Source organism: Actinoplanes sp. NPDC021490 (genome assembly GCF_055562135.1).
This window is the reverse complement of the sequence record NZ_JBVHFW010000021.1, coordinates 1-20,154: the sequence shown is the minus strand read 5'-3', so window position 1 is coordinate 20,154 and position 20,154 is coordinate 1. Positions and strand designations below refer to the sequence as shown.

Annotated in this window: 22 protein-coding genes; 18 read left to right on the top strand and 4 right to left on the bottom strand. The window is 70.7% G+C overall.

Annotated elements, in window-relative coordinates:
• Positions 1-98 precede the first annotated feature (98 nt).
• On the bottom strand, positions 99-461 hold the full coding sequence (locus tag ACZ3I4_RS39860) for a hypothetical protein (RefSeq protein WP_465387310.1): 363 nt from the start codon (positions 459-461) through the stop codon (positions 99-101).
• Between the two features lies 1 nt (position 462).
• Positions 463-756: a hypothetical protein gene (locus ACZ3I4_RS39855; RefSeq protein ID WP_465387309.1), complete on the bottom strand. Its 294-nt coding sequence runs from the start codon at positions 754-756 to the stop codon at positions 463-465.
• A gap of 340 nt (positions 757-1,096) precedes the next feature.
• On the opposite strand from ACZ3I4_RS39855, the gene folP reads away from it, so the two are divergent.
• The 8 genes from folP to ACZ3I4_RS39815 all read left to right on the top strand — a co-directional run bounded on the left by folP (position 1,097) and on the right by ACZ3I4_RS39815 (position 7,259).
• Entirely contained in the window at positions 1,097-1,930 is an 834-nt protein-coding gene (gene folP / locus ACZ3I4_RS39850; RefSeq protein ID WP_465387477.1) for a dihydropteroate synthase, read from the top strand.
• A 58-nt stretch (positions 1,931-1,988) separates the two neighbouring features.
• On the top strand, positions 1,989-2,351 hold the full coding sequence (folB, locus tag ACZ3I4_RS39845) for a dihydroneopterin aldolase (RefSeq protein WP_465387308.1): 363 nt from the start codon (positions 1,989-1,991) through the stop codon (positions 2,349-2,351).
• Positions 2,348-2,875, top strand: coding sequence for a 2-amino-4-hydroxy-6-hydroxymethyldihydropteridine diphosphokinase (folK, locus tag ACZ3I4_RS39840; protein ID WP_465387307.1), 528 nt, complete (start codon positions 2,348-2,350; stop codon positions 2,873-2,875). Before folB ends, folK begins: the two co-directional genes overlap by 4 nt.
• A 35-nt stretch (positions 2,876-2,910) precedes the next feature.
• Positions 2,911-3,390 carry a DUF3180 domain-containing protein gene (locus ACZ3I4_RS39835; protein WP_465387476.1) on the top strand — a complete coding sequence of 160 codons (480 nt, stop codon included), beginning with the start codon at positions 2,911-2,913 and terminating at the stop codon, positions 3,388-3,390.
• A gap of 139 nt (positions 3,391-3,529) precedes the next feature.
• On the top strand, positions 3,530-4,771 hold the full coding sequence (locus ACZ3I4_RS39830; protein ID WP_465387306.1) for an ABC transporter permease: 1,242 nt from the start codon (positions 3,530-3,532) through the stop codon (positions 4,769-4,771).
• Positions 4,772-4,802: 31 nt separating this feature from the next.
• Positions 4,803-5,120, top strand: a complete 318-nt coding sequence (locus ACZ3I4_RS39825; RefSeq protein WP_465387305.1) for a hypothetical protein — start codon at positions 4,803-4,805, stop codon at positions 5,118-5,120.
• A gap of 63 nt (positions 5,121-5,183) precedes the next feature.
• Complete coding sequence (locus tag ACZ3I4_RS39820) at positions 5,184-5,675, top strand: hypothetical protein (protein WP_465387304.1); 492 nt, start codon at positions 5,184-5,186, stop codon at positions 5,673-5,675.
• A gap of 225 nt (positions 5,676-5,900) precedes the next feature.
• Entirely contained in the window at positions 5,901-7,259 is a 1,359-nt protein-coding gene (locus tag ACZ3I4_RS39815; RefSeq protein WP_465387303.1) for a hypothetical protein, read from the top strand.
• Here the strand turns inward: ACZ3I4_RS39815 and ACZ3I4_RS39810 are convergent, their stop codons facing one another.
• Both ACZ3I4_RS39810 and ACZ3I4_RS39805 read right to left on the bottom strand, forming a co-directional pair.
• Positions 7,260-8,384: an NADH-quinone oxidoreductase subunit D gene (locus tag ACZ3I4_RS39810; RefSeq protein ID WP_465387475.1), complete on the bottom strand. Its 1,125-nt coding sequence runs from the start codon at positions 8,382-8,384 to the stop codon at positions 7,260-7,262.
• A gap of 17 nt (positions 8,385-8,401) precedes the next feature.
• The gene (locus ACZ3I4_RS39805; protein WP_465387474.1) at positions 8,402-9,346 is read right to left on the bottom strand and encodes an SAM-dependent methyltransferase; all 945 of its coding nucleotides are present in this window, start codon (positions 9,344-9,346) and stop codon (positions 8,402-8,404) included.
• A 195-nt stretch (positions 9,347-9,541) separates the two neighbouring features.
• On the opposite strand from ACZ3I4_RS39805, the gene ACZ3I4_RS39800 reads away from it, so the two are divergent.
• The 10 genes from ACZ3I4_RS39800 to ACZ3I4_RS39755 form a co-directional block, all read left to right on the top strand.
• Positions 9,542-10,408, top strand: a complete 867-nt coding sequence (locus ACZ3I4_RS39800) for a Rossmann-like and DUF2520 domain-containing protein (RefSeq protein ID WP_465387302.1) — start codon at positions 9,542-9,544, stop codon at positions 10,406-10,408.
• Positions 10,405-11,238 (top strand): pantoate--beta-alanine ligase, encoded by an 834-nt coding sequence (gene panC, locus ACZ3I4_RS39795; RefSeq protein ID WP_465387301.1) that lies wholly within the window; start codon positions 10,405-10,407, stop codon positions 11,236-11,238. The genes ACZ3I4_RS39800 and panC overlap by 4 nt, the downstream gene beginning before the upstream one ends.
• Entirely contained in the window at positions 11,238-11,663 is a 426-nt protein-coding gene (gene panD / locus ACZ3I4_RS39790) for an aspartate 1-decarboxylase (protein ID WP_465387300.1), read from the top strand. The genes panC and panD overlap by 1 nt, the downstream gene beginning before the upstream one ends.
• Before the next feature lie 87 nt (positions 11,664-11,750).
• Positions 11,751-12,668: a septum formation family protein gene (locus tag ACZ3I4_RS39785; RefSeq protein ID WP_465387299.1), complete on the top strand. Its 918-nt coding sequence runs from the start codon at positions 11,751-11,753 to the stop codon at positions 12,666-12,668.
• Between the two features lie 62 nt (positions 12,669-12,730).
• Positions 12,731-14,374: an L-aspartate oxidase gene (locus tag ACZ3I4_RS39780; protein WP_465387298.1), complete on the top strand. Its 1,644-nt coding sequence runs from the start codon at positions 12,731-12,733 to the stop codon at positions 14,372-14,374.
• Positions 14,375-14,388: 14 nt separating this feature from the next.
• The gene (gene nadC, locus ACZ3I4_RS39775) at positions 14,389-15,240 is read left to right on the top strand and encodes a carboxylating nicotinate-nucleotide diphosphorylase (RefSeq protein ID WP_465387297.1); all 852 of its coding nucleotides are present in this window, start codon (positions 14,389-14,391) and stop codon (positions 15,238-15,240) included.
• 29 nt (positions 15,241-15,269) lie between these two features.
• A complete protein-coding gene (locus tag ACZ3I4_RS39770) occupies positions 15,270-16,028 on the top strand; it encodes a type III pantothenate kinase (RefSeq protein WP_465387296.1) in 759 nt (252 codons plus the stop codon).
• 86 nt (positions 16,029-16,114) lie between these two features.
• Positions 16,115-17,623 carry a lysine--tRNA ligase gene (gene lysS, locus ACZ3I4_RS39765; protein ID WP_465387295.1) on the top strand — a complete coding sequence of 503 codons (1,509 nt, stop codon included), beginning with the start codon at positions 16,115-16,117 and terminating at the stop codon, positions 17,621-17,623.
• A gap of 130 nt (positions 17,624-17,753) precedes the next feature.
• Positions 17,754-18,110: a histone-like nucleoid-structuring protein Lsr2 gene (locus ACZ3I4_RS39760; protein ID WP_465387294.1), complete on the top strand. Its 357-nt coding sequence runs from the start codon at positions 17,754-17,756 to the stop codon at positions 18,108-18,110.
• Positions 18,111-18,463: 353 nt separating this feature from the next.
• Positions 18,464-20,154 (top strand): ATP-dependent Clp protease ATP-binding subunit (locus ACZ3I4_RS39755; RefSeq protein WP_465387473.1); only part of this gene is annotated, 1,691 nt, incomplete at its 3' end.

Here is a 20,154-nt window from a genome sequence, read left to right as displayed (position 1 = left end):
TACTCTGCCTGCCCTGGGTGTCTGCACCCGCGCGGGGATTCCCGTGCGGAACGGGTCCGGTCATGCGCCGGCTCCGAGGGAGTACGCGACAGAAATGGTCATACCAACTCCTCCCGAACCCGGATGCGAGTGGCGACAAGTCTCGGATCGCGGCGCTCCACCGCCGGCTCGCGGGTGCGGCGCCAGTCGGTGAGCGCGGTCCGGATGACGACCCGGGCCGGCCGGTCGGGGTCGACGTGCCGGAACACGTACGACGTGGTGACCATGGCCAGGGCGATCTCCCAGGCCGGGAAGGGGTCGAACTCCCAGGTCAGCAGGTAGTGCATGACCATGAAGAGCGGAACCAGCGCCACGAACATGCCGTACTGCGCGTATGGCAGGTGGATGGGCAGGGTGTAACCCGGGGGGCCCAGATAGACGAGGCGCGCCCGGTAGATGTCGTCGTCGGTACGAAGCCGCATCTCAGTTGAAGATCAGGTCGATGAGGTAGTCGCCGACGAAGAACAGGGTCGCGGCGCCGGCGATGAACGCCAGGCCCACGATGGCGATGGCCGAACTGGTCAGGACCTTGGAGATCTCACCGCGGCTGGCTCGTCCAATGAAGATCACGCCCAGCACCGCGAGCAGGATCGGCGCGATGTTGCTGGCGAAGAAGGTGACGATGCCTTCGGTGTTGATGCCCTTGGGTTCGGGCGCAGCCAGCGTGGCCTGCTGAAGCATGGCCGCGGCCTGGTGGGCGAGCTCAGTGGCGATCATTGGTAAACCTCCCCGTGCCCGGCTAGGGGGTTTCGGGCACGCTGCAGTTGTGAAGCCTCACGGCACCGCCCATATCGTGCTACTTCCCACCCTGCGCGTCGAGTGAGCCGTTCGGGCATTGCCATGCTCGTCTGCTCTCTCCGGTTCCAATAATGATGCCCAGATCCGAAGAGTACGGCCCGCCGTTCTTGGCTACAAGCGTCCGAAACGTTACGCAAGGTGATGGCGTGCGTGAAATTGAGTTACAGTCCATCGTACGCACGTGCGACAACCCCGCCCGCCGTACCCTCGTGCAGTGACGACTGAGCCGACGGAAGCGCAGGTCGCGGGCCGCGCGTTGATGCATGTGGATCACCCGGTCGTGATGGGCGTCCTCAACGTCACCCCGGATTCCTTCTCGGACGGCGGGAAATACACGGACGTGGAAGCCGCCGTCCGGCACGGCGTTGAGCTGCACTACGCAGGTGCGAACATCGTGGACGTGGGCGGGGAATCGACCCGCCCCGGGGCCGGCAGGGTGGACGCCGAGACGGAAATCTCCCGCGTCGTCCCGGTGATCCGGGCCCTCGCGAGCGCCGGAGTGCCGCTCAGCATCGACACCACCCGGGCCGCGGTCGCCCGCGCGGCCCTCGAGGCGGGCGCCGCGGTGATCAACGACGTCTCCGGGGGTCTCGCCGACCAGGGCATGGCCCGGGTGGTCGCCGAAGCCGGTTGCCCGTGGATCCTGATGCACTGGCGCGGGCACTCGCGCCACATGACCGAGCTGGCCGTCTATGCCGACGTCGTCTCCGAGGTCCGCGACGAGCTGCGGCAGCGGGTGGACGACGCGCTCGCCGCCGGTGTCGCCCCGGGACAGATCATTCTCGACCCCGGGCTGGGCTTCGCCAAGACCGCCGAGCACAACTGGGCCCTCAGCGCCCACCTCGACGTCCTGATCGATCTGGGCTACCCGGTCCTGTTCGCGGCCAGCCGCAAGACCTATCTGGGCCGGTTGCTGGCGGGCCCGGACGGCGCCCCGCGCCCGGTCGAGGACCGCGAGGCGGCGACCCTGGCCACGTCGGTGCTCGCCGTGGCCGCCGGGGCCTGGGGCGTACGCGTGCACGACGTGACCGCTACCGCCGACGCGCTCGCGGTCTGGAGGGCGACCGGCTCGCCTCGGCTCCGGCCACGGTGACCGCCTGTGACTGGAGGATCAAGCAGAGCGGTCCGGGTGAATGAGGAGGAGTGAACGCGTGGAAGGCCAGATCACGCTGACCGGGCTGCGGGTCCGCGGGCGGCACGGCGTCTTCGACTTCGAGCGCGAGCAGGGCCAGGACTTCGTGATCGACGTACGCCTCGACCTCGACCTCGCCCCGGCGGCGGCCAGCGACGACGTGGCCGACACCGTGCATTATGGCGAACTCGCGGGCCGCCTGGCCGAGATCGTCGGGGGCGAACCGGTCAACCTGATCGAGACGCTGGCCGACCGGCTGCTCACCGCCTGCCTCGACGACCAGCGAGTGTCGGCGGCCGAGGTCACCGTCCACAAGCCGCAGGCGCCGATCCCGCTCGAGTTCGCCGACGTCGCCGTCACCCTGCGCCGGAGCCGTACGTGACCAGGGCCGTTCTCTCCCTCGGGAGCAACCTCGGCGACCGCGAGCACCACCTGCGGCAGGCGATCCGGGTGCTCGGCCGCAGCGTGGTGCGCGCCTCGGGCATCTACGAGACGCAGCCGTGGGGCGATGCCGACCAACCGGCGTACCTGAACGCGGTTGTCCTGGTCGCCGATTCGGAAGCGACCGCGCACGACTGGCTCGAACGCGCGCGGACGGCCGAGACCATGGCGGGCCGGGTACGCGATCCGGAGCGCCGGTTCGGCCCGCGCTCTCTCGACGTCGACGTGATCGCGGTGTGCGACGCCGATGGGCGACCGGTGCTCAGCGACGATCCCGAGCTGACGCTGCCGCACCCGCGTGTCCACCTGCGCGCCTTCGTGCTGCGGCCCTGGCTCGACCTGGAGCCCGCGGCCGAGGTGCCCGGGCACGGACCGGTCGCCCGGCTGCTCGACGACCCCGGACTGGCGGGCGACGTCGCCGCGCTGACCCCCCGGCTCGATCTCGCACTAGAGTCGACGTCGTGAGCAGCAACCCACAGGCGCCCAAGTCGGATCCGTCGATGCGCCCGACCAGCATCTCGGTGCTGATCGTCGCGGGCCTGGGCGCGGCCGCCCTGGGCTGGCTGCTGCTGAGCTTCTCCTATTCCACCCTGCCCGACCTGCCCTGGTCGCCGGTGATCGTGCTGGCCGTGCTGGCCGTGGCCGAGGGTCTGCTGGCGCAGAACACGGCGGCCCGCATCCAGCGCAAGCCGGGCACGCCCCGGGTCGACCCGCTGGCCGTCGCCCGCTATGTCGCGCTGGCCAAGGCCTCCTCGCTCGTCGGCGCGATTTCGGCCGGCTTCTCGATAGGCCTGCTGGCCTGGCTCGCGATGGAGCCCACCGAGGCCGCGCACGGCGATCTTCCGGTGGCGGTCGGCGGCGTGATCACGGCGGTGGCGCTGGTCGGGGCGGCCCTCTGGCTTGAACGTTCGTGCCGCATCCCGGAGCAGCCCGACTCGCAGGACGCCGACGATTCGGACCGGCCGTCCGGCCTGCTGTGATCCCGGGCGGGTCCGCCTCTTTTCAGCCTTGAACTGAGACCGGCTCGTATCCGTATGCTCTGGGCACGGGCATGCGCCCGGCGAGTATCGGCGTGCGTGCTTCACCGCACGGTGCGGACGCACACGAGGAGGCGCGGCGATGGCGTACGACGAGGCGACCTACCGTCGGCAGACCGAGGAGCCCACGCCCACCGATCCGGCGGCCTACCGGGCCAACACGCTGGCCGCGGCCGAGCAGCGCCGGCGTGCCGAGGAGCTGGACGGCGCCGGCGACACCACGGGCGACCTGTTGCGCCGCGCCGACACCGACGAGGACGGCCGCGACCGGCTCGGCATCCACCTCGGCTGGGAGGTCGTGCTGCTGGTCGCGGCCGCGGCGATCGGCTTCCTGCTCTGGCGCCTCGAGCCCGACAGCCTCAAACGACCCGACCTCGACACCCTGCTCATCACCGGGGCCGCGATCGGCGTGCTCACCCTGGGCGCGGGCCTGACCCTGCGGGCCGGTGTGCCCAACCTGGCGCTCGGCCCGATCGCCCTGGCCGCCTCCTTCCAGTACGCCGAGCAGGGCGACAAGGGGCTGCCCCAGGCCGTGGTCCCGGCGCTGGTCCTCGCCGCGGCCGGGGCCATCGTGATCGGCCTGATCATCGTCGTGCTGCACGTGCCCGGGTGGGCCGCGACGCTCGCGGCCGGGCTCGGCGTGATCGTCTTCGACCAGCTGCGCGTCACGCCGGTCGCCGTACAGGGCGACTACGACCCGACCGGCCAGGCGTTCTTCCTGTTCGGCGGGTTCGCGCTGCTGGCCGTGCTGGGCGGCGCGCTGGGTGCGGCCACCCCCGTACGCCGGTGGCTCGGCGGCATGCGCCCGACCGGCGACCCGGCCCGTCGCCGTGGCCCGGTCGTCGCGCTGCCGGTGATCGGCTCGCTGCTGCTCTCGTCGGTGTTCGCGGTGGCCGCGGGCGTGCTGTTCGCCGCCCTGTCCGACGCCCCGGTCGTGCCCGGCACCGGCCTGGAGTGGACGGGCATCGCGCTCGGTCTGGCCCTGCTCGCCGGCACCAGCGCGTACGGGCGTCGCGGTGGGCTGTTCGGCACGCTGTTCGCGGTGGCCGCCCTCACGCTGTTCCTCGACTACTCGGCCCGGCGCAACTTCGACATCGCCCTGTTCGCGATCGCGGCCTGCGTGTTCGCGGGCGGCCTGGTCGTCACCCGGCTCGTCGAGACGTACGGGCGTCCGCTGCCCGCCGCCGGTCCGGCCGACTGGACCGCCGCCGCGACCACGACCAGCGCGAACTGGTCGCCCGACCTGCCCGAGACGTGGTCGACCGGAAACGCCAGCCCGCGCACCGACCGCTGGGACGCCGGGCCCTGGGGAACCAACCGGTAACCGGTCCGGCGCTCCGCCTATGCTCATGGTCATGACCATTCCGAGCTTCGCCGAGCTGGACGCCCTGCCCACCGAGGAGCTGCGCGAGCGCGCCTTCCACCGGGCTCGCGAGCGGCGCGACATCGGCTTCTTCTGGTCGGTCTTCAAGCACCTGCCCGACGCCGACGAGGCCGCCCAGCTCGACGGCGCGCCCAACTCGATCGGACCCACCGTCGATGAGGCGGTCGCGCTGTGGCGTGAGCTCGAGGGCCACGGCTACGGCGAAAACGAGCCTTTGCTGCGCGCCGCCTTCATCGACTACCTCCAGAACCCATCCAACCGCCCCGCCCGCCACCCAAAGAACGACTAAAGGCTGCGCTTCGTATCCACCGGCGTCGTTTGGGAAGTGCGCCGCTCTGGGAACTAGCGGCCCATGGCTCTCGGTAACCGGTACAAGTCTGCGCCTGGTGCGGGCACTCTGGCCGCGCTCATATTGGTTCTCGTCTTCGGCAGCCCGTGGTATGCCGACTGGGCGAGCGACAACACCAACCCCAACACGGCCGGCGGCTGGTGGCTCCGCCTGCTCGCCTGGCCGCGCTGGTCCTTCGACTCGAGCGACTCGCTGCGGGAGATCGTCGTCGGCGACCTCAAGGCGATCCTGCTGGTCATTCTGACCCTGCTCTTCCTGTACCTGCTGCCCGGCTCGCAGCTGGCCCGGGCCCGCGGCACGATCAGCCAGTTCTTCGCCGGCTGGGCGTCCTACGTCTTCGCCGGTGGATTCGCCGCGCTGCTGACGACGCTGTTCCTGGCCAACCCGTCGCTGCTGGGCGCGTTCCAGGCAGCCGGCAACGGCGCCGCGTACGGGCTGTTCGTCGGCTGGATCATTGGTTTCGCCACTCTCGGTGGCTACCGCGGCACTCGATGATTCCGGAGCGGCCCGCCTCCCGTTGCCTTGGCGACCGGGTGGCGGGCCGTTCGGCAAGAGTTCGCAACTGCGAACAGTTGACGCCCACCCGGGTCTGTTCTCCGGTGTCGTGGCAGGTCAAAGGTTAACTCCACGGGGTTGTCCGGTATGGCAGGGATTTCGACCATCTGAAGGTCGGCGGTCGAACATTTGCCCGAACGAGGCGTCTGAGTAGTATCGGCGGCCATGCCGGACCGGGAATCCGTGGCGGGGAACGCACGCTTGCTCCGCGGCCTCATCTGGGCGGGTGTTCTGCTCGCCCCGATGGCCGCGGCTGTCGTGCTGCTCGGCCCAAGTTCCAACAGCGTGCGGTTCGCCGTGCTCCTCATCGCGGTCGCCATCGTGCTGATCGGCGCCTCGGTGCTGGTCCGCAACGATCCCGTGCTCGGCCGGATGGAGATCGAGGACCGCGTGGCCGAAGAGGTGGCGACGCTGCGCCGGGAGCTGCGGGCCGAGTTCGGCGGCGGCGGCCCGGTTCGCGGCGCGGCCCAGATCCACGGCAGTCCACAGCGTGGCGCGCCGATCCCGCCGATGCCGGCGCCCGCGGCCGCGGCGCAGATGCGGCAGCAGCCCCCGGAGGAGGAGCCGTCCGGCTTCTTCTCCGACTTCGCGGCCGAGGGCCAATATCCGGACCCGTTCGCGAACAGCCAGCCGCAGAACGTCTACCCGGGGAACGCATATCCGGAAAACGCCTACCCGGACAACAGCTACCCGCAGAACTACGCGGCCGATGAGTACGCCGGTGAATACGCCGGGAACGAGTACGCCGACAACGGCTACCAGCCGGACGGCTACCCCGACGAAGACTTCGCCCCGCCGCCGGTGCCCGTCGGCCCGCCGCCGACCGGCACGGCAAGGCCTCCCGTGGGCCCGCCGCCGACCGGTTCGGCCCGGCCCCCCGTGGGCCCGCCGCCCACCGGTTCGGCCCGGCCCCCGGCCGGCGGTCGAGCCGGTGCCCCCGTCGCTTCGGCCGGTGTTCCGGTGGCCTCGGCCGCCGTGCGCCCGCCGGCCCGCACCGGCCCCGGCATGACCACCGGCGGTCGCATCACCCCGGAGCCCGGAACGTCGACCGGTGGCCGTGCGGTGGCCGCCGCGGCCGCCTCGGTGCCGCCTCCACCCCAGGTCCCGCGGCAACGCGGCGCCGCCCCGGTGCCTCCGCCTCTTCCGCCGCGCGCGACGGGACCCGCCGGCGCGTACGGACAGCCGCCCGACTCGCTCGCCGACGACTTCGGCGCGAGCACCGGCTACGCCGCCCAGCCTCCGGGGGTCTACGGCTCACCGGCGAGCAGCAACACGTACGGCGCGCCCGCCGGCACGTACGGCGGCGGTGGCAACGACTTCGACTCCGACGAGTACAACGGCTACGGCGCCCCCAGCTACGGCGCCGAGCACGGCCCGCGCGAGCCCGGCACCACGACGGGCGATCCGCACTACCGGGCCCGCCGCCACCGCCCGTCGGCCAACGACACCAATGTGGGCTCGCTCAGCGACTTCGCCTCGTACGGGGGCTGGTCTCCCGAACCCGGCCCGGACGACCGCCGCTGATTATTTGTCGATGTCGCCGACCACGAAGAACATCGACCCCAGGATCGCGATCAGGTCGGGCACCAGGCACCCCGGAATGAGCGTGGCCAGCGCCTGCACGTTCGCGTAGGACGCGGTGCGCAGCTTCATCCGCCACGGCGTCTTCTCGCCCCGCGACACCAGGTAGTAGCCGTTGATGCCGAGCGGGTTCTCGGTCCAGGCGTACGTGTGACCCTCGGGCGCCTTGACCACCTTGGGCAGTCGCACATTGACCGGCCCGGAGATCCGGTCGACCCGGTCCAGGCACTGCTCGGCGAGATCGAGCGAGACGAACGTCTGCTCCAGCAGCACCTCGAACCGGGCATGGCAATCGCCGGAGCTGCGCGTCACCACCGGCACATCCAGTTCCCCGTACGCGAGATAGGGCTCGTCGCGGCGCAGGTCGAAGTCGAGACCGCTGGCCCGCGCGACCGGCCCCGACGCCCCGTACGCCGCCGCCTGCTCGGCCGTCAGAACGCCGACCCCGACCGTACGGGCCAGGAAGATGTCGTTGCGGCGGATCAGGTGGTCCAGGTCGGGCAGTCGTGTGCGGACGGTCTTGATCGCCTCGCGCGCCCGGCCCGTCCACCCGGCCGGCACCTCCTCCTTGAGACCGCCGACCCGGTTGAACATGTAGTGCATGCGGCCGCCGGAGACCTCCTCCATGACCGCCTGCAGGGTCTCGCGCTCGCGGAACGCGTAGAACATCGGCGTGATCGCGCCGATCTCCAGCGGGTAGGAGCCCAGGAACATCAGGTGGTTGAGCACCCGGTTGAGCTCGGCCAGCGCCATCCGCAGCCAGGTCGCGCGCTCGGGCACCTCGATGCCCATCAGCCGCTCGACCGCCAGCGCGACGCCCAGCTCGTTGGAGAACGCCGACAGCCAGTCGTGCCGGTTGGCCAGCATCAGGATCTGCCGGTAGTCGCGCACCTCGAACAGCTTCTCGGCGCCGCGGTGCATGTATCCGACGATCGGCTCGCACGTGACGACCCGTTCGCCGTCGAGTGTCAGCTTGAGCCGCAGCACGCCGTGCGTCGAGGGGTGCTGCGGGCCGATGTTGAGCACCATGTCGGCGGTCTCGAGCCCGGCGCCGGTCCCGACCGTCATTTCCCGCAGCTGGTCTGTCACAACAGCATGCTCCCACGCTCGCCGAGCCCGACGCTGTGCAGCAACCACCAGTGCCCGCCGAGCCCGGCCGCCTCGATCAGCTCGGCCTCCGCCCCGGCCGCGGCCAGCGCCCGCACATATCCCCCCGGATCGGTCCGGGCCAGTTCCAGCGGCGGCCGGGCGCCGTCGAGTCCCAGCGCCCGCAGCGCCTCACGCTGGCGGATCAGCTCGTACGGAACCCCGGCCGCGGCCGCCACGGCGTCGATGGCCACGTGCGCCGTGACGTCGCAGGACCCGTCGGGCACCGGCGGCACCTGCCGTCCATCCCGGAAGCCGGTCAGCGACCCGAGCGGCGGCCGTTCGCCCCGCCGGTGCCCGTAGTCGATGGCCAGCGCGCAGCCCCGGCGCACCTGCTGGACGGCATCGGCCCAGGCGGCGTCGCGGGGCCAGCCGATCTCGGCCCGGCCCGGCTCGGCCCACCAGCGCCGCAGCCAGAACAGGTCGGCCGCGTCGACCAGCCCGCCCAGCGATTCGGCCCCGGTGGCCGGATCGACCAGCACCTTGCGCAGCCGCCCCTGATCGTCGAGGTCGGCCACGTCGAGCGGCACGTTGTCGAGCCACTCGGTGGCGATCAGCAGCCCGGCGATGTCGTCCGGAACGTCCGGCCGCCAGGCGATGCCCGCCGGGAGCCGGCCGGGTCGCGGGGCGAGCTCGACCGCGGTGAGCCGGACCCGTTCGGGCAGCAGCGGCCGCAGCGAGGCGAGCAGCTCCCCGCGGCCCGCACCCACGTCGACCAGGTCGAACGTCTTGGGTCGCCCGAGCGCGTCGTCGATCCGCTCGATCAGCCGCAGCAGCGCCCCGGCGAACAGCGGCGAGGCGTGCACGCTGGTGCGGAAGTGATCGACCGGCCCCTGATCGGCCCGCACGAAGAACCCGCCGGGCCCGTAGAGCCCGGCCCCCATGGCCGCCCGCCACCCCTGCACACCGTTCACCCTAGGCCCGTCGCCGGTGAGGAGAGCTGGGGAGCGCCCGCCCGATCAGGGGTGGCGGCCGGACGTGAGGCGAGATGGGGTTGTTCACACCGTCTTGTCACCGGCATGTTTCGGCGGCGCATACTTGCGCTCGACCGGTACCCCTTTCGAGGACTGGATCTGGATATGAGCGCATCGTCGCGTCTTACTGTGGGCGTTGTCGGCGCGGGCCGGGTCGGCGCCGTGCTGGGCGCCGCACTCAACGCCGCCGGGCACCGCGTGGTGGCCGCCGCGGCCGTCTCCGCCGCTTCCCGTGCTCGGGTCGCCCGCCTGCTGCCCACCGCCGCGATCCGGCCCGCCGACGAGGTCGCCCGGGCCGCCGCCGACCTGCTTCTGCTGGCCGTGCCCGACGACGCGCTGGCCGGCGTCGTCTCGGGGCTGGCCGCCACCGGCGCGCTGCGTCCGGGGCAAAAGGTGGCCCACACCTCGGGCGCGCACGGGCTCGATGTCCTGGGCGATGTCGAGGGCATGGCCCTGCACCCGGCGATGACCTTCACCGGCACCGAGAACGACCTGGACCGGCTGCCGGGCATCGCCTGGGGGGTCACCACGGCCGACCGCGTGTTCGCGGCCCGGCTGGTGGCCGATCTCGGCGGTGTGCCCGAGTGGGTGGCCGAGGACGCCCGGCCGGTCTATCACGCGGCCCTCGCCCACGGCGCGAACCACCTGGTCACGCTGGTGAACGAGGCGGCCGACCTGCTGCGGGCGGCCGGCATCGCGGAGCCGTCACGCCTGCTTTCCCCGCTGCTGCACGCCGCGCTCGACAACGCCCTGCGGATGGGCGACGCGGCGCTGACCGGCCCGGTCTCGCGGGGCGACGCCGGCACCGTGGGCAAACACCTCGACCGCATGCCGCCCGAGGCCGTGCCGGCCTATCTGGCTCTGGCCCGCCGCACCGCCGACCGGGCGCTCGCCGCCGGCCGCCTCCGCCCGCAGGACGCGGCTCTGCTGCTCGATGTGCTGAGCCGCGCGGCCGTGGGGAGCCCGGCATGACCCAAGTGATCCACACCCGGGACGAACTGAGCCGTGACCTCGCGGCGGCGCCGGGCCAGGTCGCGGTCGTGATGACCATGGGCGCGCTGCACGCGGGGCACCGCCGGCTGATGCGCGAGGCGAGGGAGCGTGCCGCCTTCGTGGTCGTCACGATCTTTGTGAACCCGCTGCAGTTCGGCCCGAACGAGGACTTCGACAAGTACCCGCGCACGCTCGAGGCCGACGTCGAGGCGTGCCGGGCCGAGGGCGTCGACCTGGTCTTCGCGCCCGGCCGCGACGAGGTCTATCCGACCGGCGCGCCCTCGATCACGATGAACGCCGGTCCGCTCGGCGAGATCCTGGAGGGCGCGAGCCGCCCCGGCCACTTCGCCGGCATGCTCACCGTCGTCCAGAAACTGCTCATGCTCACCAGGGCCGACGTCGCCTTCTTCGGCGAGAAGGACTTCCAGCAGCTCGCGCTGATCCGCCGGATGGTCACCGACCTCGAGCTGGGCGTCGAGATCGTGGGCGTGGCGACCGTCCGCGAGCCGGACGGCCTGGCCATGTCGAGCCGCAACCGCTACCTGTCGGCGGACGAGCGGCGGGCCGCGCTGGCTCTCTCGCGGGCCCTGCGCGAGGGCGCCGCCCACACCGGGGCCGAGGCGGCTCTGGCGGCCGCTCACAAGATCCTGAATGACGAGCCTTCCGTACGCGTCGACTACCTCGCGCTGACCGGGGCCGATCTCGGCGCTCCGCCCGACGAGGGCCCCGCCCGCCTGCTGATCGCCGCCCGGGTCGGGGCCACCCGGCTGATCGACAACGTGCCACTGACCCTGGAGAGGGCCGCCTGATGTTCCGGACCATGCTCAAATCCAAGATCCACCGGGCCACCGTGACCCAGGCCGACCTGCACTACGTGGGCTCGGTGACGGTCGACCTCGATCTGCTCGACGCGGCCGACCTGATTCCGGGCGAGCAGGTGGCGATCGTCGACGTGACCAACGGCGCCCGGCTCGAGACCTACGTGATCCCGGGAGAGCGGGGCAGCGGCGTGATCGGCATCAACGGCGCCGCGGCCCACCTCGTGCACCCCGCTGACCTGGTCATCCTGATCTCGTACGGTCAGATGGAGGATGCCGAGGCGCGCGCCTATCAGCCGCGGATCGTGCACGTCGACGCCGCCAACAAGATCATCGAGCTGGGCGTGGACCCGGCCGCGGCGGCCGAGGGCATGCCGGGCGGTCTGCGGCGCGGTGACAAGGTCACCACCGGCTGACGATTCCCTAAACGCCGCCACTCCCGTTTTCGATCACCATATGATTGGAAAACGGACATCGGCGGCGCGTGGGGAAGGCGTGGGTTCATGCGACACGGGCTCGGCCTCCGGCTCGGGATCACCGCCGTCCTGGGCGCGGTGTTGCTGGTCGCGGGCTGCGGAAAGCCGGGCGGCGTCGACGGCAACCTGACCAACGGGTGGGGCGCGATGGCCCCGGCGACCGGCTTCGAGCCCAACGAGGGCGCGTGCCACAACGCCAACTTCAACCCGGTCGGCCCCCGCGGCACGTACGAGGAGGTCGACTGCGCGGCCAAGCACCGCACCGAGACCGTCTTCGTCGGCACGTACGAGTCGCCGGCCGCGGACGCCGACGTCCCGCCGGCCGACGGTTCGGCCGGTGCCCGTACGGCGTACTCGATCTGTGATCAGAAAACGACCACCTTCGTCGGCGGTCCGTGGCGCAACGGGCGGCTGTGGATCGGCGTGACCCGCCCGACCGAGGCGGCCTGGAGCGGCGGCGCCCGGTGGTTCCGCTGCGAGGTGCTCGAGCTGAACTCGGTCGAGGACGACGGCGGCCTGGTGCAGCGGGAGGGCACCCTGCGCGATGCGCTGGCCGACGGCAGCTCCGACGTGGTGCTCGGCTGTTACGCCATCCAGCTCGACGGCAACGGCGCGATCGCCACCATGCCCGCGGTGGCCTGCACGGCCAAGCACAACGGCGAGTTCGCCGGGGTCTGGTACGCCAAGGACCTGGACTATCCCGACGACGACGCCACCTGGGCCAAGTTCCACGACGGCTGCCGCAATCTGATCGCGGACTACGTCGGCGTGCCCAAGGACGCCGACCTTCAATACCGTACGGGCGTGGTCTCGTTGCCCGGCGGCGCGGACGTCTGGGCGCAGGGCGATCGAGGGGTGCGCTGCTACCTCTGGCTGGACGGCGTGGAGCTGACGTCGTCGCTGCGGGGCAAGGGTGTCAAGAGCCTTCCGGTCCAGTACAAGTAACGGTGACCACGAATGCCCGACCCCGGCCGCGCGGTGCCGCACCGGCGGAGTGTACTGAGCGGATGTTTGTCGCCGACCTTCCGGAGCTGCCCCGCCGGCTCGCCGCGGCCGAGCCGGGCTGGAGCGAGACCACCGACGTGCTGGTCGTGGGCTCCGGCGTGGCCGGTCTGACCGCCGCCCTGCACCTGCGTGAGCAGGGCCTGCACGTCACCGTGGTCACCAAGGTGAACATCGACGACGGCTCGACCCGGTGGGCCCAGGGCGGCATCGCGGCGGTGCTCGATCCGCTCGACACCCCGGACGCGCACGCCAACGACACCGAGATCGCCGGCGTCGGGCTGTGCGACCCCGCGGCCGTACGCGTCCTGGTCTCAGAGGGGCCGGCCCGCGTACGGGAACTGATCCGCCGGGGCGCCGCCTTCGACCGCAACGCCGACGGCTCGCTGATGCTGACCCGCGAGGGCGGTCACCGCGCCGACCGGATCGTGCACGCGGGCGGCGACGCGACCGGCGCCGAGGTTCAGCGCGCCCTGCACGAGGCGGTGCGCCGCGACCCGTGGATCCGCCTGGTCGAACACGCGCTGGTGCTCGACCTGCTGCGCGCGGCCGACGGCCGGGCCTGCGGCATCACCCTGCACGTGCTGGGCGAGGGCAGCGAGGACGGCGTCGGCGCGATCCTGGCCCGCGCGGTCGTGCTGGCCACCGGCGGCATGGGCCAGATCTACTCCTCCACCACCAACCCGTCGGTCTCGACCGGCGACGGCGTGGCCCTGGCGCTGCGGGCCGGCGCGGTGGTCACCGACGTCGAGTTCGTGCAGTTCCACCCCACGTCCTTCGTCACCGCGAGCGTCACGTCGGTGCAGCGGCCGCTGATCTCCGAGGCGCTGCGCGGCGAGGGCGCCCACCTGGTCGACGAGGCCGGCGTCCGGTTCATGGTCGGGCAGCACGAACTGGCCGAGCTGGCCCCGCGCGACGTGGTGGCCAAGGGCATCCACCGGGTGCTGCGGGCCACCGGCGCCGACCATGTCTATCTCGACGCCCGGCACCTCGGCGGCCCGTTCCTCGAGCGGCGCTTTCCGACGATCGTGGCCTCCACCCGCGCGGCCGGCATCGACCCGGCGACCGAGCTCATCCCGGTCGCCCCGGCCGCCCACTACGCCTCCGGCGGGGTCCGCACCGACCTGCGGGGACGCACGAGCATTCCCGGCCTGTACGCGTGCGGCGAGGTCGCCTGCACCGGCGTGCACGGCGCCAACCGGCTGGCCAGCAACTCCCTGCTCGAAGGCCTGGTGTTCGCCAAGCGCATCGCCGACGACATCGCCCACGAGCTGCCGCCGCAGTCCGATCCGGCCCCCGACACCGGCGAGCCCGGCTGGGTGGTCGGCCCGGCCACGCGTCCCGAGCTGCAGCGCGCGATGACCCGGGGCGCGGGCGTGCTGCGCTCGGCCGGCTCGCTGGACGCCACGGCCAAGGAACTCACCCGGCTGGCCGAGCAGCGCGACACCCCCCGCAACGCCGCCTGGGAGGCGACGAACCTGCTCACCGTCGCGTCCGTGCTGGTGGCGGCGGCCCGCACCCGCCGCGAGACGCGCGGCTGCCACTGGCGCGAGGACTTCGGAGCGGCCGAGGACGAGTGGCGCGGCCACCTGCTGCACACCCTCGATCGCCGAACCCGGCTCACCCAGTCCTTCGAAGAGATGGCCTGACCACAGGGGGAACCATGAACGAGCTCGACGTCGCCGAAGTGGAAATGATCGTCCGCACCGCGCTGGCCGAGGACCTCGGGTCGCCGCCACGCGACGTGACCAGCGAGGCCACCATCCCGGCCGACCAGGTCGACACGGCCGAGCTGGTGGCCCGGGCCGACGGCGTGGTGGCCGGCCTCCCGGTCGCGGCGATCGTCTTCAACGACACGTCGGGCCACGTGGCCACCTTCGAGCAGAACGTGGCCGAGGGCGACCGGGTCGCGCGCGGCGACGTGCTGGCCGTGATCACCGGCCCCACCCGGGCCCTGCTCACCGGCGAGCGTACGGCGCTCAACCTGCTCAGCCGCATGTCCGGAGTGGCCACCCACACCCGCCGCTGGGCCGACGCGCTGGCCGGCACCAAGGCCACCGTGCTCGACACCCGCAAGACCACGCCCGGGCTGCGCTACCTCGAGAAGTACGCGGTACGCGTGGGCGGCGGCACCAACAAGCGCATGGGCCTCTACGACGTGGCCATGATCAAGGACAACCACAAGCTGGCCGCGGGCAGCATCACCGCCGCCTACCGTCTCGTCCGCCAGAAGTTCCCCGAGGTGCCGGTGCAGGTCGAGGTGACCACGGTGGCCGAGGCGGTCGAGGCGGTCGAGGCCGGGGCGACGTTCCTTCTCTGCGACAACATGACGCCGGAGTTGCTGCGCGAGGTCGTGGCCGAGGTGGGTGACCGGGCCGAACTCGAGGCGACCGGCAACCTACGCTTGGAGACAGTTTCGGATTACGCCGCCACCGGCGTCGACTATCTCTCCGTCGGCGGCCTCACCCACTCGTCCCCCATCCTCGACATCGCTATGGACCTGCGCCCCCGCTGACCGCCGGGGCCCGAGACAAAGGGTTTCCCGTGCTGCTCTGCATCGACATTGGCAACACGAACACGGTCCTGGCGACCTTCGACGGCGACAAGCTCGTGCACAACTGGCGGATCAAGACCGACGCCCGCTCCACGGCGGACGAGCTCGGCCTGATGTTCCGCGGGTTGCTGGCGAGCGACGCTGTCGAGATCACCGGGGTCGCGGCCTGCTCGACCGTGCCGGCCGCGCTGCGCAGCCTGCGCACGATGCTGGCCCGCTACTACGGTGATCTGCCCAACGTGGTCGTCGAGCCCGGCGTCAAGACCGGCGTCCAGCTGGCCATCGACAACCCCAAGGAGGTCGGGGCCGACCGGGTGGTCAACACCCTGGCCGCGCACGCGCTCTACGGCGGACCGTCGATCGTGGTCGACTTCGGCACCACCACCAACTTCGACGTGATCAGCGAGCGGGGCGAGTTCCTGGGCGGGGCGTTCGCGCCCGGCATCGAGATCTCGTTCGACGCGCTCGCCGCCCGGGCCGCCCAGCTGCGCAAGGTCGAGCCGGCCCGGCCCAAGTCGGTGATCGGCAAGAACACGGTCGAGTGTCTGCAGTCCGGCATGTACTTCGGGTTCGCCGGGCAGGTCGACGGCATCGTCTCGCGCATGATCGACGAGATCGGGCCGGTCTCGGCCGTGATCGCCACCGGCGGCCTGGCCTGGCTGGTCAAGGACGAATGCCGGACGATCACCGCCCACGAGCCGATGATCACGCTGATCGGGCTCCGGATGGTATATGAGCGGAACGTCTGAGCTTCATCGAGTTTATTCGGTTTTCCGCCGCGGATAGGCCCTGAGTAGGCTTTAGCGGCCCAATCCCTCGTACAGAGAGTCGTGCCGTGACCGAGCAGAATGTGCCCGTCCCTGATCCCGCCGAGGACCTTCCCGAGCAGATGCGGGTCCGCCGGTCGAAGCGGGACCGGATGCTCGCCGAAGGGGTGTCCCCCTACCCGGTGAACGTCGCTCGGACGGCGACGCTGAAGCAGGTCCGCGAGCAGTACGCCGAACTGCCCATCGACGCGGCCACCGGCGACCAGGTGTCGATCGCGGGCCGGGTCATCTTCGTGCGCAACGGCGGCAAGCTGTGCTTCGCCACCCTGCGCGACGGCGACGGAACCGAGATCCAGGCCATGCTCTCGCTGGCCAAGGTGGGCGAGGAACGCCTGGCTGACTGGAAGCAGCTCGTCGACCTGGGCGACATCGTCTCGGTCACCGGCGAGGTGATCACCAGCCGGCGTGGTGAGCTGTCCGTGCTGGCCGACACCTGGGCGATGAGCGCCAAGGCGCTGCGGCCGCTCCCGGTGGCCCACAAGCCCCTCTCGGAAGAGACCCGGGTCCGCCAGCGGTACGTGGATCTGATCGTCCGGCCGCAGGCCCGCGACACCGTCCGCACCCGGGCCATGGTCGTACGGAGTCTGCGTGAGTCGCTGTTCCGCCGCAATTTCCTCGAGGTCGAAACGCCAATGTTGCAGTTGCTGCACGGCGGCGCGACGGCCCGTCCGTTTGTGACGCACAGCAACGCTCTCGATACCGATCTCTATCTTCGGATCGCGCCGGAACTGTTTTTGAAGCGGGCCGTGGTCGGCGGCATCGACCGGGTCTTCGAGATCAACCGCAACTTCCGCAATGAGGGTATGGACTCCACCCACTCGCCGGAGTTCGCGATGCTCGAGGCTTACCAGGCGTACGCGGACTACAACGTCATGCAACAGCAGACCCGTGAGTGGATTCAGGAGGCCGCCTTCGCAGTCACCGGATCACACGTGGTGACGCACTTCGACGGCAGCGAGTTGGATCTCGGTGGCGAGTGGGCCTCGGTGACTCTCTATGGTTCCCTCTCGGATGCGCTCGGTGAAGAAGTCACTCCGGAGACCGATATCGCGCAACTGCTGCGGTATGCCGAAAAGCACGACCTTTCCGCCGACCCGAAGTGGGGTCCCGGCAAGCTCGTCGAGGAGCTGTTCGAGCACCTGGTGCAGCACACCCTGCAGGCGCCGACGTTTGTACGGGATTATCCCGAAGAGACCGCTCCGCTGACCCGCGCGCATCGGGAAACACCGGGCCTCACCGAGAAGTGGGACCTGTACGTGAAGGGCTTCGAACTGGCGACCGCCTATTCCGAACTGGTCGACCCGGTCGTGCAGCGCGAGCGGCTGCTGGCCCAGTCGTTGCTGGCCGCCGGCGGCGATGCCGAGGCGATGCAGCTGGACGAGGATTTCCTCCGGGCCATGGAGTACGGAATGCCGCCGTCCGGTGGCATGGGAATGGGAATCGACCGGCTTCTGATGGCGCTCACCGGGCTCGGTATTCGCGAAACGATCCTCTTCCCGCTCGTCCGCCCCGAGTAAGGATCGGGCCGGCGTGCCAAAAATCCAAACGCGGAAATGTCCCGACCGCCATTGACGGACGACTGCGCCCTGGCGTTATTGTCTGTGCGTTGCTGTGGGGAAGAACCTGTGTTCGGGAGGATAACGTCGCGTGGCGAAGCAGATCATTCACAAGCTGGTCGATGACATCGACGGGGGCGACGCCGACGAGACGGTGAAGTTCGCTCTCGACGGGATTCAGTACGAGATCGACCTGTCGGAGAAGAACGCCGCCAAATTGCGGGAGCTGTTCGACCCGTACGTGGTCGCCGGTTCCCGGGTCGCCCGCGGTGGAGTGGTCGTGGGTGGCCGGGCCGCTCGCGGCCGCGGCGGCGCCACCGCCGACCGCGAGCAGAACAAGGCGATCCGCGAGTGGGCCAAGAAGGCCGGCAAGGACATCTCCGACCGGGGTCGTATCCCGCAGGAGATCGTGGACGAGTTCCACGCCAAGGGCCCGGGTCGCAACTGACCACCGCCCGACCGACGCAGCAGGGTCCGCCGCACAGTGTGCGGCGGACCCGCTGCTTTTTTCGCTCGATCTTCGGTGGGCCGTCGTAGGGTTATCCACAGGTGGGGACGACGTTGTCCACAGGCTGTGGACGACGGATCCGCGATTTCGCTGTCCGCGTAGCCGATCGGCTGGGGGAACAGCCTCTGAGCGTGCGAAGTTGGCTAAAACAACGCTGCGGACGGTTTCAAGGGGTCGCGAGGGCCCAGCAAGACCACTCGGCGGCGATAGAGTTATCAGCACGGGTATCACCGATGCCCGTGCGCTGGCCCCGCCAGTTCAATTGGCGCACGGCACGTGAGGAGCACGAGGGCATGTTCGAGCGGTTCACCGACCGAGCGCGACGGGTTGTCGTCCTGGCCCAAGAAGAGGCCCGGATGCTCAACCACAACTACATCGGGACCGAGCACATCTTGCTCGGCTTGATTCATGAGGGTGAGGGCGTCGCTGCCAAGGCTCTGGAGAGTCTGGGCATCTCCTTGGAGGGGGTGCGGCAGCAGGTCGAGGAGATTATCGGCCAGGGTCAGCAGGCGCCGAGCGGGCATATCCCGTTCACGCCCCGAGCCAAGAAGGTTCTTGAGCTGTCGCTGCGTGAGGCGTTGCAGCTGGGCCACAACTACATCGGCACCGAGCACATCCTGTTGGGCCTGATCCGCGAGGGTGAGGGCGTCGCCGCCCAGGTCCTGGTGAAGCTGGGCGCCGACCTCAACCGCGTCCGCCAGCAGGTTATTCAGCTGCTGTCGGGTTACCAGGGCAAGGAGCCGGCCGCGGCCGGCGCGGCAGCGGGCGAGGCCGCCCCGTCGACGTCGCTGGTCCTCGACCAGTTCGGCCGCAACCTGACCCAGGCCGCCCGCGAGGGCAAGCTCGACCCGGTGATCGGCCGGGAAAAGGAAATCGAGCGGGTCATGCAGGTGCTGTCGCGGCGCACCAAGAACAACCCGGTCCTGATCGGTGAGCCCGGCGTCGGTAAGACCGCCGTCGTCGAGGGCCTGTCCCAGTCGATCGTCAAGGGCGAGGTGCCCGAGACGCTCAAGGACAAGCAGCTCTACACCCTCGACCTCGGTGCTCTGGTCGCCGGATCGCGTTACCGCGGTGACTTCGAGGAGCGCCTGAAGAAGGTCCTCAAGGAGATCCGCACCCGCGGCGACATCATCTTGTTCATCGACGAGATCCACACCCTGGTCGGTGCGGGCGCCGCCGAAGGCGCGATCGACGCGGCCAGCATTTTGAAGCCGATGCTGGCCCGCGGCGAGTTGCAGACCATCGGCGCGACCACGCTGGATGAATACCGCAAGCACCTGGAGAAGGACGCCGCTCTGGAGCGCCGCTTCCAGCCCATCCAGGTCGGTGAGCCGTCGCTGGCGCACACCATCGAGATCCTCAAGGGTCTGCGCGACCGCTACGAGGCCCACCACCGGATCAGCATCACCGACGCCGCCCTGGTGGCTGCGGCCACTTTGGCCGACCGCTACATCTCCGACCGGTTCCTGCCGGACAAGGCGATCGACCTGATCGACGAGGCCGGCGCCCGGATGCGGATCCGCCGGATGACCGCGCCGCCGGACCTGCGTGACTTCGACGAGCGTATCGCCCAGGTCCGCCGGGACAAGGAGTCCGCGATCGACGCGCAGGACTTCGAGCGGGCCGCGCAGCTGCGGGACAAGGAGAAGCAGCTGCTGGGTCAGAAGGCGCAGCGGGAGAAGGAGTGGAAGGCCGGCGACCTCGACGTCGTGTCCGAGGTCGACGACGAGCAGATCGCCGAGGTCCTGGGCAACTGGACCGGTATCCCGGTGTACAAGCTGACCGAGGAAGAAACCTCCCGGCTGCTGCGGATGGAAGATGAGCTGCACAAGCGGGTCATCGGCCAGGAAGACGCGGTCAAGGCCGTGTCCAAGGCGATCCGCCGGACCCGGGCGGGTCTGAAGGACCCGAAGCGGCCGTCCGGTTCGTTCATCTTCGCCGGCCCGTCCGGTGTGGGGAAGACCGAGCTGTCCAAGGCGCTGGC

What these genes read in the sequence shown, in the direction of transcription:
- ACZ3I4_RS39810 (WP_465387475.1), bottom strand. Translation starts at nt 8,384, where the DNA reads ATGACGGTCGGGACCGGCGCCGGGCTCGAGACCGCCGACATGGTGCTC.
- ACZ3I4_RS39835 (WP_465387476.1), top strand. Translation starts at nt 2,911, where the DNA reads ATGCGCCCGACCAGCATCTCGGTGCTGATCGTCGCGGGCCTGGGCGCG.
- nadC (WP_465387297.1), top strand. Translation starts at nt 14,389, where the DNA reads ATGAACGAGCTCGACGTCGCCGAAGTGGAAATGATCGTCCGCACCGCG.
- ACZ3I4_RS39815 (WP_465387303.1), top strand. Translation starts at nt 5,901, where the DNA reads ATGCCGGACCGGGAATCCGTGGCGGGGAACGCACGCTTGCTCCGCGGC.
- ACZ3I4_RS39785 (WP_465387299.1), top strand. Translation starts at nt 11,751, where the DNA reads ATGCGACACGGGCTCGGCCTCCGGCTCGGGATCACCGCCGTCCTGGGC.
- ACZ3I4_RS39800 (WP_465387302.1), top strand. Translation starts at nt 9,542, where the DNA reads ATGAGCGCATCGTCGCGTCTTACTGTGGGCGTTGTCGGCGCGGGCCGG.
- panD (WP_465387300.1), top strand. Translation starts at nt 11,238, where the DNA reads ATGTTCCGGACCATGCTCAAATCCAAGATCCACCGGGCCACCGTGACC.
- ACZ3I4_RS39780 (WP_465387298.1), top strand. Translation starts at nt 12,731, where the DNA reads ATGTTTGTCGCCGACCTTCCGGAGCTGCCCCGCCGGCTCGCCGCGGCC.
- ACZ3I4_RS39855 (WP_465387309.1), bottom strand. Translation starts at nt 756, where the DNA reads ATGATCGCCACTGAGCTCGCCCACCAGGCCGCGGCCATGCTTCAGCAG.
- panC (WP_465387301.1), top strand. Translation starts at nt 10,405, where the DNA reads ATGACCCAAGTGATCCACACCCGGGACGAACTGAGCCGTGACCTCGCG.
- ACZ3I4_RS39820 (WP_465387304.1), top strand. Translation starts at nt 5,184, where the DNA reads ATGGCTCTCGGTAACCGGTACAAGTCTGCGCCTGGTGCGGGCACTCTG.
- folP (WP_465387477.1), top strand. Translation starts at nt 1,097, where the DNA reads ATGCATGTGGATCACCCGGTCGTGATGGGCGTCCTCAACGTCACCCCG.
- ACZ3I4_RS39825 (WP_465387305.1), top strand. Translation starts at nt 4,803, where the DNA reads ATGACCATTCCGAGCTTCGCCGAGCTGGACGCCCTGCCCACCGAGGAG.
- ACZ3I4_RS39860 (WP_465387310.1), bottom strand. Translation starts at nt 461, where the DNA reads ATGCGGCTTCGTACCGACGACGACATCTACCGGGCGCGCCTCGTCTAT.
- ACZ3I4_RS39805 (WP_465387474.1), bottom strand. Translation starts at nt 9,346, where the DNA reads ATGGGGGCCGGGCTCTACGGGCCCGGCGGGTTCTTCGTGCGGGCCGAT.
- ACZ3I4_RS39830 (WP_465387306.1), top strand. Translation starts at nt 3,530, where the DNA reads ATGGCGTACGACGAGGCGACCTACCGTCGGCAGACCGAGGAGCCCACG.